This is a genomic window from Clostridium felsineum DSM 794, from assembly GCF_002006355.2.
GTDB lineage: Bacteria > Bacillota > Clostridia > Clostridiales > Clostridiaceae > Clostridium_S > Clostridium_S felsineum.
This window is the reverse complement of the sequence record NZ_CP096980.1, coordinates 2634626-2649039: the sequence shown is the minus strand read 5'-3', so window position 1 is coordinate 2649039 and position 14414 is coordinate 2634626. Positions and strand designations below refer to the sequence as shown.

The following is a 14414-nucleotide window of genomic DNA, read 5'->3' as shown; positions in this document are numbered from 1 at the left end:
AAATCGGCATTTTTATAGTAATTAATATTAATTTGCTTTTGTAAGGTTATTAATGTAGTATAATAAATGCAAAAGATAATGACATTTTTATGGTGTATAATTTAGATTAAGAAAATTACTTTAAAGGATTGATGAAATTGAAAGTGAATTATCAAAAAAAGCTAGATGATATAATAGAAGAAATTTTAAAGGAAAATAAAGTACCAAGTGTACTTCTTCATAGCTGTTGTGCTCCATGTAGTACTTATGTTATTGAATATCTATCAAACTATTTTAAAATAACAGTTTTTTATTATAATCCTAATATATATCCTAGGGAAGAATACATGAAGAGAGTGGAGGAAGAAAAGGAATTTATTTCTCAATTTAAAACTAAGTATAAAGTGGATTTTATAGAAGGAGATTATGATACTGAAAAATATTATAAATGTGTTAAGGGGTTAGAAAATGATAGAGAAGGTGGAGAAAGATGTTTTAAATGTTATGAATTAAGGCTGATGGAGACAGCACTTGTGGCTAAAGAAAAAAAATATGAATACTTTACAACTACTTTATCTGTAAGTCCATATAAAAACGCTCAAAAGTTAAATGAGCTAGGAGAAAAAATAGGAGAGAAATATAATATTAAATATCTGTATTCTGATTTTAAGAAAAAAAATGGTTATAAACGTTCTATTGAGCTTTCTAATATATATAATTTATATAGGCAAGATTATTGTGGATGTATATTCTCACAAAATGAAAGAAATGAAGAAAAAATGAGCACTTAAAGGTGCTTATTTTTTTAAAACTGATTATATAGAACAAAATCTTCAAATAATGCTGAATTATAAGTTTACAAAAATGTTATAATATTGTAGAATTAGTGTGGTATAACATAAGGGAGGGGTTCAGATGAAGTATATAAAAAATTTAAGGGTAAGAACAAAATTAACAATATCTTTTTTAGTAGTGACTTTATTTTTGATATTGGTGGGGGTAATTTCTGTTTTTTATAACAATTTTAGTAATATACGTAGCAATAATTCTAATTTAAATAAAGCTATTATAGTTCTTACATTAGTAGGAATAATTTTTAGTATATTTTTTGCAGTGATAATATCAAGAGATATACACTTGCAATTAAAGGAGATAGTTGAATTTGCACATTCAATGTCAAAGTTAGATTTATCAAAAGAATATAAGACTGATAGAGAAGATGAGTTTGGAAAGGTAAAGAAAGCATTAATAGAATGTCAAAATAGCCTTAAGGGGATAGTAGAAGACATAATAAGTGAATCTGAAATTGTAAGTTCAGCAAGTGAAGAACTTGCTGCAAATGTGGAAGAAATTACATCTAAAGCAGAAACTATAGATGAAGCCACTAATAAAATAGTAATAGGTGCAGAAGATACTAGCTCAGCAAGTGAAGAAATAACAGCCTCAATTCAAGAGGTTAATGCAAGTATAAATGAATTGAGTGGTAAATCATCAGAAGGAAACGATAATTCTACAAAATCACAGGAAAAAGCCAATAAAATTAGAAAAGAAACAAAAGAAACTATAGAAAATGCAAATATACTTTATAAGGAAAAAGAAGACGAGCTTTTAGAAGTTATAGAAAAAGGCAAAGTAGTTGATAGTATAAAATTAATGGCAGATACTATTTCAGGTATATCAGAGCAAACTAATCTTTTAGCTCTAAATGCATCTATAGAGGCTGCAAGAGCGGGAGAAAGAGGTAGAGGATTTGCTGTTGTTGCAGATGAAATTAGAGATCTTTCAGAACAATCTGCAAAGGCAGTAGAGAATATACAAAATATGATAGTTAGAGTAAATGATGCGTTTAAGGCTTCATCTGTGACAAGTGAAGATATGCTTAAATTTATAAAAGATAATGTGGCTGAAGGGTTTATTAAATTTGGACAAATGGCAGAGGAATATTATAAGGATTCTAAATTTGTAAGTGGCATGGCAGAGGAAATAGCATCCATGACAGAAGAAATATCTGCTACCGTTGGTGGAGTAAGTGAAGCTACACAAACTATGGCAGAAGGGGCTGAAAAAACAGCTGAACATACTAGTAATATAAAGAGGGCTATAACGGAAACAACTCAGGCTATTGAGCAAGTAGCACAAGTGGCTCAAAGTCAAGCTCAGAGTGCAGAAAAATTAACGAATATTATACAAAAATTCACAGTATAAAAAATCTTGCATTAGGGAGTCCATTCATTACATTTAAATCTCTTCTTAATACAAGAAATATATTTTTTGTGAATATTCTTACGATATAGTTGATGTAAAACACTGAAGAGGGAGGAATAGTCGTGAGTATAACTTTAAGTGCTGGATTAAGTGTGAGTACAGGCATAAAATATGGACAAATTAAAGATAAAACAAAAGAAGATAATAAATCAAGTGTGAATTACAACGCAAATACTTCTAATGGAAATGATACAGAAATTGATGCATTACAAAAGCAAAAGCAAAATCTTCAAAAAACTAAACAAAAAATATCAAAAAAAGCTCTAGAAAAAGGGGAAAGTCAGCAAGGGCTCCAAGTAGAGCTTCAGGATATTGATAAACAAATAGCGGAAATTGATAAGCAAATATCAGAAATACAACTGGAAAAGCAAAGAGAAATGTTGGAAAAAAATAAGCAAAATAGCGATGAAAAAGATGATAATTCTAAAGCAGATGGTGAAGATGATAAAAATTTAAAGAATTTGATTCAATGCAGTAGTAGTCTATCTAATATAAAAACATCCCTTTCACAAAAGAAAAGAAATGAAGGAGAGGCCAATGTACTAAAGTACGAAGTAGATGAAGATAAAAAGAAAAATATAAATACTAAGTATAAGGAAGAAAGAATAGACAACATAAAAGATATTGAAAGAAAAATAGGAAATCAGATAGGTGGCGAATTAGAAAAAGTAAGAAAAGCAGGTAAGGCTACTAATAGTTATAAAGAAAAAGCAGTAAAAACTTATGAAAACATTGCTAAAGAGAATGAAGATAATAAAGAGAATAAAAATACTGTTAAGAAAAGTGAAGATTAGCATAGAATATATATTCACCACAAATGGGTCTGGAGTTTTTCACTGACCCATTTATGATATAATAAAAAGGGGTGACTTTAATTTTATGCTTAAAATAGCTATTTGCGATGATAATGATATAGAGAGAAAAGAAATATTCAAAATGCTTTGTAAAAATTTAAAACATGATCAAAAAGACTTTGCTGTTTTAGAATTTAAAAGTGCAGATGAAGTTATAAAATCTATAATAAAGTTTGATATATATTTTTTAGATATAAAAATGGATAAAATGAGTGGGATAGAAGCAGCTAGATGTTTAAGAAATAGCGATAAACAAGCTATTATAGTATTTATAAGTTCATATAAAGATTATGTGTTTGATGCTTTTGATGTACGAGCTTTTAATTATCTTTTAAAGCCTGTAGACGAGAAAAAACTGAAAAATATCCTTTGTCAAATATTTTCTGAGATTGAAAAGCAAGATAGATTTATAATAGCTAAAACTATAAGTAAATCTACAAAAATTCTTTTAAAGGATATAACATATATTGAAGCTGAAAAAAGAAAAATTAAAATACATACTACCTATGATGTGATTGAATATTATAATAAAATATCTGAAGTTGAAGTGGAACTTAAAGAATATGATTTTTTTAGATGTCATAAAAGTTACATTGTAAGCTTACGATATGTTAAAAGTTATGACAATAATTCTATTACCTTAGAGAATAATGAAAAAATCTACATATCTAAATATAGGTTAAATGATTTTTCTAAAGCGTTTATGTATTACTTAAAGGGAGAAGTTTAAAATGAGTGAAACTCAGATATTTGTGAACTTTATTATAACGACTGCACTCATTATAACAATTAGGTATTATTTTTATAATAAATTTCTAGAGTTTTCCAATAAGAAAATGGTATATTTATTTTTTTTATTAGAAATTATTGTTTCGATAATTTCCAGAACAAGTAATAATTCATCAAATTTTAAAATTGTATTTATATTTATTTTTTTTGAATTTATAATTATTAGTATTACCTGTAGTGCCAAGTCTTTGGTTAAATTATATACTGTTATTCTTATAGAAACGATTATGATTCTAATAAGTTTAACATTTTTCATAATAGATTTTAAGCTATATCCTATATTAAATGGATTATTCATTAAAATAGGATATTATAAAGTTTTAAATACTATACTAATAAATTTAGGAGATATTTTAAAGGAAGTAATATTGTTTTTATTACTAACAGCTATAAGTAACGTTCTTAAAATAAAAGATTATAAATTAGATTTATATAAGCAATTCCAGCTTATTATTCCATGTGCAGCTATTTACGGTATTAGTCTTATATTTTATAATATACAAATAATAAATATTGGTAAAACAAAATACTATTTACCTAAAATTTTTACAAATACTTATTATTTGCTTCCTCTTATATCAGTATTTTTAATAATATCTATTTTTATTTCTGCCTATACTTTTCAAAAAATGCTAGAGTATGATAGAGAAAATGAAAAAAATAGTTTAATGAAACAACAATTGAATCTGCAATTTGAGCATAATAAAAATATTCAAAAGTTATATAGAAGTACTAGGGGAACTATGCACGATATTAATAAACATATTAATTGTTTGAATTTACTAGCATACTCTGGGGATATTGATGCCTTGAAAAAATATTTAAATAATATTTCTGAGACAATAAAAAAACTTGATTCTTATATAAAAACAGGCAATGTTGTAGCAGATGCTGTTATAAATGAAAAATATACTATTGCAAGTAATGAAGGAATTGAATTTAAGTGTGACTTTACTGTACCTGAAAATATAAAAATAGAACCTATCGATTTAAGTTCTATTTTAAACAATACACTTGATAATTCTATTGAAGCTTGCAGAAGAATAAAAAATAAGAAATTGGTTAAATTTGTGTCAATAAAATCAATTGTTAAAAATTCGTTTTTAATAATTGAGGTTTCCAACACAACGGATATTGGAATTAAATATATTAAAAATAACATTATAAGTGCTAAGAATACAAATAATCACGGTATTGGGATTTATAATATAAAATTTGCACTTAAAAAGTATAATGGAACCTTTGATATTAAAGAAGAGAAGAATAAGGTTACGGTTAATATGATGATTAAGATATGAAATTAAAAAGGTTTTATAGGATATCCTATAAAACCTTTTCTAATAATTTTTTTAGACCAGCTTCAAAATCTTCGTTAGATGAATTATCAACAACAAAAAGTCCCTCTAAGTCAGGTGTAGTATAGTTTTGTCCTTGTACATATTCATCCCAATTGTTTAATTTCCAAGTATCTCTGTCTGAATTTCTTTTTATCATTCTTTTATGGCATACGTCTATATCGCAGCTTACCCAAACAGGAATTAGTTCTGCATCATATTTTTTTAATCTTGTTTTTAAATTCTCAATGTATTCTTTGTCTCTAAATTCTTTAGAAAAAGGAGCATTAACTATTACACGGTCATTATATACAAGACTTTCAAAAGCTAAGTCAAATGTAGCTATGTATTCGGCATCTCTAACATATTCTTTAAAAAAGTCAGAATCTCTATTATATGGCTGGTTTGCAGCCTTAAAAACCATTTTTGAAAGAGGAATTACAGTATCTTTATCTAAATATACAGGATTATTAAGTCGTTTAGCTAATTCTCCAGAAACATAAGTTTTGCCACAAGCTGGAGGAGAACCCACTAGTATTAAATATTTTTTCATAAATACACTTCCTTTTGTATGTAGAATTTTTAACATAAACACAAGAATATTATACCACAAATTTTATTGTTGTGATTAAAAATTATTGAAAAATAATAAAAGATAATAAAAAATAATAATTTTATGGACTTAACTTTACAATAAATAATGTCAAGGGTATACTTTTAATAATTAGTATATAAGTATAGAGTAATATTTATACTAAGTTAAAAGGCTATTAATTAAACAATAATATGAAAAATTGATTGTTTAGTAAATATCAAGCTTTATAACATGAAATTTTGAAAGTAGGTGATTAATATGTTAGATGCTTGTCTTTTAGGATGTGGAGGAAGTTTGCCGACATCAGACAGAAATTTAACAGCGCTTTTGATAGCATATAATGGAAGAAAGGTATTAATAGATTGTGGAGAGGGAACTCAAGTAGCAATGAAAGAAATTGCTTGGGGGTTTAAGGACATAGATGCTATATGTTTTACTCATTATCACGCAGATCATGTTATGGGACTTACAGGTCTACTACTTACTATAGCTAATTCTGGAAGAATAGAGCCACTTACAATTATAGGACCAGAAGGATTAAGTAAAGTTATTAAGGGTCTTACAGTGGTAGCACCAGTATTACCTTATCAAATAGAGCTAATAGAGTTAGAAGAACAATCTTGCAGTGAATTTTCGGATAAAATTTTTAAAATAGGGGATATGGAGATTTTTGCTTTGCCAGTAGAGCATAGTATAGAATGTCTTGCTTATTCAATTAAGGTAAATAGAAAAAGAAAATTTGATGTAAATAAAGCAAAGGAAAATGAGGTACCAGTTATGGTATGGAATGAACTTCAAAAAGGAAAAGAAACCATTTATGAAGGCAAAACTTATAAACCCGAAATGGTTTTAGGAGAAAGAAGACAAGGTATAAAAATAACATATTGTACAGATACAAGACCTACACAAAATTTAGTAGAGTTTGCAAGTAAATCGGATTTGTTTATATGTGAAGGTATGTATGGTGAAGAGGAAAAAAAAGATAAAGCCATAGAAAAAAAACATATGATATTTTCAGAGGCAGCTGATTTGGCTAAAAAGGCAGAGGTAAAAGAACTTTGGCTCACTCATTTTAGTCCTGCCTTAAGTGAGCCAGAAAATTATTTGGAAAATGCCAAAGAATTATTTGAGAATACTTATATAGGATCAGATAAGAAAATAAAAGTACTTAACTTTGAAGATTAAAAGGTATATTACAATTTAATTTTCAGAGGGAACTTTTTTTAAAATAATACCACCAATTAAAAATAAGACAAGAACGCTAAGTACCCCTTTATTTGAACTGCCAGTAATTTGTGTAACTGCACCAACCATTAAAGGACCTAAAATGGCAGAGAATTTACCAAATATATTATAAAAACCAAAAAATTCATTTGCCTTATCCTTAGGTACTAGTTTTCCAAGATAGGATCTACTAAGAGCTTGTATCCCACCTTGAGAGGTTCCTACAAGAATTGCAAGTATCCAAAAATCCAAGGTTGTTTTCAAGAAGTATGAATATATACAAATTATTGAGTATATTATAATACCTACATAAAGCATTATTTTTCCTTGAAATTTCTTTGAAAGCATTCCGAAAATAATGGAAAAGGGAAAAGCTATAAATTGCATAGTTAAAAGAATTATTAGCATAGTAGTAGAATTTATTCCAAGGTCCGAACCGTAGGATGTTGCCATAGTGATTATTGTATTTACTCCATCAATATAGAAAAAATACGAAAGGAGAAAAATAAATAATTGTTTATGGCTTTTTATATCCTTTAAAGTTTCTAATAATCTAAAAAAACTTTTCCTTATAGGATTTTTTTCAAGATTAATACTATAAGTTTGCTTTACATTTCTTATCATAGGTATAGTAAATATTACCCACCAAATTGCCGTTATTATAAAAGATATTCTACAGGCTGAAAAGAAAGAAATAGGAATTATCTTAAATTGAGCTAAGGCTATTATTACAATACATAATATAAAAGGTATATTGCTACCGATATATCCCATTCCAAATCCTAGCGAGGAGATTTTATCCATATTTTTTCTTTCGGTAACATCTACTAAAAAAGCATCATAAAAAATACAACTTCCAGAAAAGCCTATGGAGGTTAAAATATAAAATATTATTAATACAAACCAGTAATTAGTAGGTACTACAGAAAGAAGAAAGGTAAAGCTTGTTCCTAAAACAAAAAATATATTAAAAAGCTTCATTTTATAACCTTTGTAATCAGCCATAGTTGCAAGTATTGGAGATAAGACAGCAATTAAGAGTGTTGCAATTGAGTTTGAATATCCCCAATAAGCTGTAGAAGAAGAGGCTGTTATACCACTTTTGAAAGCTATAGATTTAAAGTATAAAGGGAGAATTGTAGCAGTTATAGCTGTACTATAAGCAGAATTTGCCCAGTCATACATAATCCAACTTTTTTCTTTTGTGTTTAGTTTTTTCATAAAATCCTCCAGGTAATAAATATTAGTTTTATAATAAAATTGTTACTTATATATTTTAGATGATGATTTTATGGATGTAAATAGAATTTTTTATAAAAATAGGACTAGATGAGAAAGAAGTGCTAAAATGAATACTATGCATTAATTAAAATTTATTTGACAATATTAACATCAATTGATAAAATAATATTAATTTCATAGGTGATGAGGTTCGCCGTAAATATCCTAATGGATTGATGACTTCTGCATATTAACTATATGTAGGAGTTTTTTTTGTTTTTTTACAAATTATTTTGGGAGGGCAGTTATGAAAAAATATATTTTTATTGGTATGGGTGGAGCTATTGGTGCCATTTTAAGGTGTGTTATTAAGAATGTAAAAATACACACATTTATAGGGGGATTTCCTATAAATACATTTATAATAAATCTAAGTGGAGCATTTGTTTTAGCACTTCTTTTTACTACAGCATATGAAATATGGCATTTTAATGATGATATCAGACTTGGAATTGGAACAGGTTTTATAGGAGCATATACTACTTTTTCTACTATGTGTAAGGAAACTGTAATGCTTATGGACCAAAAGATGTATGTTTTAGCTATGGCCTATATTATAACATCAGTGTTGTTTGGGTTATTATTTGCATATTTTGGTGCCATTGTTTCTAGAAAAATAGTAGCAAGGTTATTCAATAGTAGAAAAGAAGAGGAAAAGGTATCTTAAGGAGGAGAAAAATGAATTATTTTTTAATTGGTATAGGTGGAATTTGTGGAAGTATTACTAGATATAAGCTGGGAAATATAATTTCGAAAAAGGTTGAATCAAAATTTCCATGGGGTACATTTATTATAAACATAACAGGGTCATTTTTACTTGGTGTAGTAACAATGTCAGGTGCAAGTAAAAATCTTTCACTTCTTTTAGCTGATGGTTTCTTAGGAGCGTATACAACCTTTTCTACCTTTATGTATGAAGGCTTTGACTTGTTTCAAAATAAAAAAAGTTTAAATGCAGTTATATATATACTAGCTTCTATGATAATTGGGGTTTTAGGATTTTACCTTGGAGAAAGTTTATTTAAACTATAAATAATTGATATTTTCAGTTAGTACAGCCTTTATATTTTTTTCTTGGAGCGTCATATAGTGATTTTTTTTAATCACAATTGAAATATAAAAAAGAATTTCAGTAGAAAGAGGAATAGCTTTTATAGTGTCCATATTTTTTACAGCCATGTTTATCATTATACCTATTCCAAGATCAGAGGCTATTAATGATTTAGCAGTTTGTATTTCATCAGTATAGTATACATTAGCTGGTGAAATATTATTTTTTAAGCATAGGTCATTAAATACTTTGTTGTGAATATATGAATCACCAAGTACTATAAACTTTTCTTCTTTAATATCATTAATACTCAATTTTGCTTCTTTTGCTAAGGGATTATTTTTACTCACACATACCATAAATGCATCTTCTTTTAAAATTGTTGAATTTATATCAGCATTTTCTATAGGAGCAAGTGAACCTAAAAGAGCCATGTCTACATCATCTGTTATTATTAAGTTCTTCATTGCCGCAGAACCTTTTTCTACAAGTTCTATTTTTTGTGCTAAATTGTTTTTTATAAGTTTTTTCATAAGAGGTGGAAAAAAATAAGCTCCAATTATAGGTGGAACACCAAGTTTTATTTTACTTCCAGTTAATTTTGAAATCTCAAAAGAAGTTTCTTTTATTTCCTGTAATATATTTTTAGTGTGTTTTTCAAGAACCTTCCCAGCTTCAGTTAAAGAGAATTTATTTTTGTTGTGATCCCTTATAACAAGCTCTATATTTAATTCTTTTTCTAGGCGTCGCAGTGATATAGTTATGGATGGTTGAGAAACATAAAGAAGTTTTGCTGTTTCGGTAAAGCTTTTTGATTCACAAAGGCAATTAAAGTATTCTAAATCTCGTAAGTTCATGTTTATCCCTCCAAAGATAGAATACAATAAATATAGAATATTAACAATACTTTGTAGTTATTGTATTCTATATCTAATCAATTTACATAGCAGGAGATTGTATTATAAAAATTATTTAGTATACAGTATGTTCAATTATGAAGAAATTAAATATTTGAATAAGGAGGAGTTTTATGAAAGTAGCAGTTTTATCTGACATTCATGGTAATGGAGTAGCATTAAAATATGCAGTAAATGACTTGAAGGGTTTAGGAATTAAAAAAATTATTATCTTAGGCGATGTGATAATGAAAGGTCCTATGCCGATGCAGTCTCTTAAAATGCTCAAAGATAAGGATTTAGAAATTATAGCATGGATTAAGGGAAATACAGATTTATGGCTTGAAGAAATTACAGATCTATGGAGGCCTTCAACCAAAAGAGAAAAAGAACTATATTTATACTATGAATATGCAAAAAATAATTTAAAGGAAGAGCAAATATTATTTCTTAAAGAATTACCCTTAGAATGTTCAATTAATTTAAATGGAATTAGCGTACTATGTGTTCATGGAACACCTAAATCCATAGTTGGGGCAATAGATAGCAGTGTTTCAGAAGAAGAAATTAAGGAGGCAATAAAAGGTGTAGGGGAGAAGGTTATTTTAAGTGGACATTCTCATACTTCTTTTATAGGGGAAGTAAATAATAAAATTATATTTAATGTGGGAAGTATAGGAAATTCCCTTGATGGTGATAATAGAATATCTTATGGAATTTTAGATTTTGTTAACGGCAAAATTAATTTAGTAAATAGAAGAATTAGTTATCCTTTTAATGATATTATCAATATAGCAATTGATAATAAATTTCCTCTAATTAATGAATATAAGAGAGTTATATTGAAGGCTTCTATGTGATGTATTAACTTTGTGTATGATGTACAAAAACAAATTAAGAGAAGTTCAAAATGACTTCTCTTAAAACTTTGTGTATTTTGACACTATTAAAGTAAAGTTATCTGTAGTAAGGTTCCCAAATTTCTTTTTCAACTGCTTTTTCAGCATCTTCAATCTTAACTTGATTTAAATTTTCATTTATAGCTTCTTTAACAACAGCAGTGGCTACAAGTTTTGAGGCCTCTCTAAGTTTAGCTATTACAGGAAGCATAGGAGCTCCCTTGACAGACAGATCCATTAGAGATGAAACTCCATGGGCAGCAGCTGCTAGCATACCATCAGAAACGGTTTTTGCTTTTGAAACTACTATTCCAAGACCTAAGCCAGGATAAAGAAGCGCATTATTTGCTTGACCGATTGTATATGTAATTCCTTTATATTCTACAGGAGCGGATGGACTTCCTGTTACGACAAGAGCTTTTCCATCAGTCCAATTTATGATATCTACAGCTTTTGCTTCTGCAAGCTTTGTTGGATTTGAAATAGGCATTATTGCTGGTCTTTCACAGTATTTTGCCATATTTTTCACTACAGCTTCTGTAAATGCACCATGAACTCCGGAAGTTCCAATAAGAACTGTAGGCTTAACTGCACTTACTATTTCAGCGAGATCCTTTAAAGGTTTATTGAATTCATTTTTTAATCTAGCGTATTTTTTTTGACCTTCTGTCAAATCAGACATATCCTCAGTAATAAGACCTTGACGATCCACAATATAAAAGTCTTTTAAAGCTTCTTTCATTGAAAGACCACTTCTTATTTTTTCAAGAAGTAATTGATCAGATACGCCTATACCAGCAGTCCCACCACCAAAAACAAGTATCTTATGGTTTTTTATAGGTATTTGAGTAACCTTTGCAACAGAATTTAAAGCGGCTACCATCATAACACCAGTACCTTGAATATCATCATTAAAGGTGCATATGTTATCTCTATATTTTTGAAGTATAGTACTAGCATTTCCGCGTCCAAAGTCTTCCCAATGAAGAAGAACCTTAGGGAATAATTCTGTACATATTTTTACAAAGCTATCAATAAAGGAATAATATTTTTCACCAGTAATTCTTTTGTGTTTACTTCCAACATAGAAAGGATCGTTAAGTAAAGTTTCATTGTTAGTTCCTGCATCGATTACTATAGGTAGTACATTTCTAGGATTAAGACCAGCAGCTACAGTATATACGGCAAGTTTACCTATGGAGATATCAACTCCCTGAACGCCCCAATCACCTATACCAAGAACTCCTTCACCGTCAGTTACGACAATAAGTTTAATTTCATCTAAGTCCTTTGATGCAGCTAATAAAGATTTTTTTATAGTTTCAGGACTGTTTATTGATAGAAAAACGGCATCTTTAGGGGTATCATAGTTTTTAGAATAATTTATAACTGCATCACCAATTGTAGGCGTATAAACTATTGGAAGTAATTCAACTACATGTTTTTTTACAACATAGTAAAATAAAGTTCTGTTAGAATCATATATATTCATTAAATAAAAGTGTTTATCCAATGAAGAATCTATAGATTTTAGTTTGTCATATACCACTTTTTCTTGCTCTTCAAGTGTCATTACATTATTAGGAAGAAGGCCTGTAAGGTCATATTTTTCTCTTTCCTCAAGTGTAAAAGCATTTCCCTTATTAAAGAATGGATTTCTTAGTAATTCTAATCCTTTTAAATTATTGTTCATTATTAACATCTCCTTTTAAATTAATAGATTCCAATTAATTTCCACCATACTGAACCTACACCTAACCATATAATAAAGTATACTATACCAAGAACAAAGTTTAAACTCCACCATTTATTTTGATTAACATAACCTGAACCAAATAAAATTGGAGCAGGGCCGCTGCTGTAATGTGTAGTTGAAGCAATAAGATTTCCGAAGAAGCCTAAGCTTAAAGCAGCTAACATTGGAGGAACACCTCCAGCAATAGCAATAGCTAGAAAGGCTGAGTACATTGCACTTACATGAGCTGTAGAACTGGCAAAAATATAATGTATATAAAAATAGCATATAAGCAAAATTAGTAGTATGATTGGCCAACTAAAGCCGTGCACACTGTATTTAACAAGGCTGCTGAACCATTTTATTAAACCAAGTTTATTAAGCTCATTTGCCATCATAACTAAAATGGAAAACCATATCAAAGTATCCCAAGCACTTTTTTCACTTTTTACATCGTCAAAGTTAAGCACTTTAAATACTAAAAGTAATGAAAGACCTATAAATGCGGTTAAAGTGGCATCTACCTTAGTCAAGCTTCCAGTAACCCATAATATAAGAATTATAGTAAAAACTAAAGCCATAAGTTTTTCATTAGTTTTCATTGGTCCCATTTTCTCTAATTCTGTTTGGGCAAGCTCTGGAGCATTAGGAGTATTTTTTATCTCTGGTGGATAAATCTTATATATAATAAGTGGAATTAAAATAAGAGATATAATACCAGGAACTAGAGCAGCCATAAACCATAAAAACCAAGTAATATTAACGTTAAGTGTTTTTGCAAGTGTCTTAGCTAATGGGTTTGCAGCCATTGAAGTTAAGAACATTGCAGCAGTTATAATATCACCATGAAATTCGGAAAATATTAAAAAAGAGCCTATTTTCCTTTCTGTATTATCTTCTGGTCTTGAACCAAAGGATTCAGAAAGAGATTTAATTATTGGATAAATTATGCCGCCAGCTCTTGCAGTATTACTGGGAGTGGCAGGAGCTATTACAAGGTCACAAAATATGATTGAATATGAAAGTCCTAGGGTCTTTTTACCAAATAATTTTATAAAATGATAGGCTATTCTGGAGCCAAGTCCTGTTTTTATAAAACCTCTCGAAATGAAAAAAGCAATTACTATAAGCCAAATGCTTCCTTCGCTAAAACCTATAAGAGCTGTATTCATATCAATAGTTTTTGTTATTATTGCAAAGGTTAAACCTATAATAGATACAGCACCTATAGGGAATGGCTTTAATATACATCCAGCTATAGTAGCTATAAAAATTGCTAGCATATGCCACGCTGAAGGTTGTACATTATAAGGATGAGGTATAACCCATATAAAAACTCCAATTAAAATAGCTATTAGGAGTTTTAAATAATTAATATAAGAAGGGTTTTTTGACGAGCTAATATTCATATATAAGGCTTCCTTTCCTTTATTTTTCATGTTTATTATAAAAGATAAGAAGCAAAATTGGAAATATAGTTTATTTATCAGGTTATAAATATATTTTATAACC

The 14414-nt window shown here is 28.6% G+C and carries 14 protein-coding genes and 1 riboswitch; of the genes, 9 read left to right on the top strand and 5 right to left on the bottom strand.

What is annotated here, in order from left to right; genetic code table 11:
* Positions 1-131: 131 nt before the first annotated feature.
* The 5 genes from CLFE_RS12595 to CLFE_RS12575 all read left to right on the top strand — a co-directional run bounded on the left by CLFE_RS12595 (position 132) and on the right by CLFE_RS12575 (position 5185).
* On the top strand, positions 132-770 hold the full coding sequence (locus CLFE_RS12595) for an epoxyqueuosine reductase QueH (protein WP_077894092.1): 639 nt from the start codon (positions 132-134) through the stop codon (positions 768-770).
* Positions 771-894: 124 nt separating this feature from the next.
* Positions 895-2184, top strand: a complete 1290-nt coding sequence (locus CLFE_RS12590; protein ID WP_077894091.1) for a methyl-accepting chemotaxis protein — start codon at positions 895-897, stop codon at positions 2182-2184.
* 122 nt (positions 2185-2306) lie between these two features.
* Positions 2307-3038 carry a hypothetical protein gene (locus tag CLFE_RS12585; RefSeq protein ID WP_077894090.1) on the top strand — a complete coding sequence of 244 codons (732 nt, stop codon included), beginning with the start codon at positions 2307-2309 and terminating at the stop codon, positions 3036-3038.
* A gap of 85 nt (positions 3039-3123) precedes the next feature.
* Positions 3124-3828: a LytR/AlgR family response regulator transcription factor gene (locus CLFE_RS12580; RefSeq protein WP_077894089.1), complete on the top strand. Its 705-nt coding sequence runs from the start codon at positions 3124-3126 to the stop codon at positions 3826-3828.
* Positions 3829-4114: 286 nt separating this feature from the next.
* Positions 4115-5185: a sensor histidine kinase gene (locus CLFE_RS12575; RefSeq protein WP_250944613.1), complete on the top strand. Its 1071-nt coding sequence runs from the start codon at positions 4115-4117 to the stop codon at positions 5183-5185.
* A gap of 25 nt (positions 5186-5210) precedes the next feature.
* Here CLFE_RS12575 and CLFE_RS12570 read toward each other — a convergent pair whose 3' ends face one another.
* Positions 5211-5774, bottom strand: coding sequence for a P-loop nucleotide/nucleoside kinase family protein (locus tag CLFE_RS12570; protein ID WP_077851469.1), 564 nt, complete (start codon positions 5772-5774; stop codon positions 5211-5213).
* A 300-nt stretch (positions 5775-6074) separates the two neighbouring features.
* On the opposite strand from CLFE_RS12570, the gene CLFE_RS12565 reads away from it, so the two are divergent.
* Entirely contained in the window at positions 6075-7001 is a 927-nt protein-coding gene (locus tag CLFE_RS12565) for a ribonuclease Z (RefSeq protein WP_077894087.1), read from the top strand.
* 15 nt (positions 7002-7016) lie between these two features.
* On the opposite strand, the gene CLFE_RS12560 is transcribed toward CLFE_RS12565, so the two are convergent.
* Positions 7017-8261 carry an MFS transporter gene (locus CLFE_RS12560; protein WP_077894086.1) on the bottom strand — a complete coding sequence of 415 codons (1245 nt, stop codon included), beginning with the start codon at positions 8259-8261 and terminating at the stop codon, positions 7017-7019.
* A 191-nt stretch (positions 8262-8452) separates the two neighbouring features.
* A riboswitch (Fluoride riboswitch) is annotated at positions 8453-8514 on the top strand.
* Between the two features lie 54 nt (positions 8515-8568).
* Here CLFE_RS12560 and crcB (CLFE_RS12555) point away from each other — a divergent pair.
* Together crcB (CLFE_RS12555) and crcB (CLFE_RS12550) are read left to right on the top strand one after the other, a co-directional pair.
* The gene (crcB, locus tag CLFE_RS12555; protein ID WP_077832972.1) at positions 8569-8988 is read left to right on the top strand and encodes a fluoride efflux transporter CrcB; all 420 of its coding nucleotides are present in this window, start codon (positions 8569-8571) and stop codon (positions 8986-8988) included.
* An 11-nt stretch (positions 8989-8999) separates the two neighbouring features.
* Positions 9000-9353 carry a fluoride efflux transporter CrcB gene (gene crcB, locus CLFE_RS12550; RefSeq protein WP_077894085.1) on the top strand — a complete coding sequence of 118 codons (354 nt, stop codon included), beginning with the start codon at positions 9000-9002 and terminating at the stop codon, positions 9351-9353.
* On the opposite strand, the gene CLFE_RS12545 is transcribed toward crcB (CLFE_RS12550), so the two are convergent.
* Positions 9348-10229: a LysR family transcriptional regulator gene (locus CLFE_RS12545; protein WP_077894084.1), complete on the bottom strand. Its 882-nt coding sequence runs from the start codon at positions 10227-10229 to the stop codon at positions 9348-9350. The genes crcB (CLFE_RS12550) and CLFE_RS12545 overlap by 6 nt on opposite strands.
* Before the next feature lie 173 nt (positions 10230-10402).
* Here CLFE_RS12545 and CLFE_RS12540 point away from each other — a divergent pair, with 173 nt between their 5' ends.
* On the top strand, positions 10403-11128 hold the full coding sequence (locus CLFE_RS12540; RefSeq protein ID WP_077894083.1) for a metallophosphoesterase family protein: 726 nt from the start codon (positions 10403-10405) through the stop codon (positions 11126-11128).
* A gap of 97 nt (positions 11129-11225) precedes the next feature.
* On the opposite strand, the gene CLFE_RS12535 is transcribed toward CLFE_RS12540, so the two are convergent.
* Both CLFE_RS12535 and CLFE_RS12530 read right to left on the bottom strand, forming a co-directional pair.
* Positions 11226-12860 carry an NAD-dependent malic enzyme gene (locus tag CLFE_RS12535; RefSeq protein WP_077894082.1) on the bottom strand — a complete coding sequence of 545 codons (1635 nt, stop codon included), beginning with the start codon at positions 12858-12860 and terminating at the stop codon, positions 11226-11228.
* Positions 12861-12880: 20 nt separating this feature from the next.
* Positions 12881-14311, bottom strand: a complete 1431-nt coding sequence (locus CLFE_RS12530; protein WP_077894081.1) for an anion permease — start codon at positions 14309-14311, stop codon at positions 12881-12883.
* Positions 14312-14414: the final 103 nt, after the last annotated feature.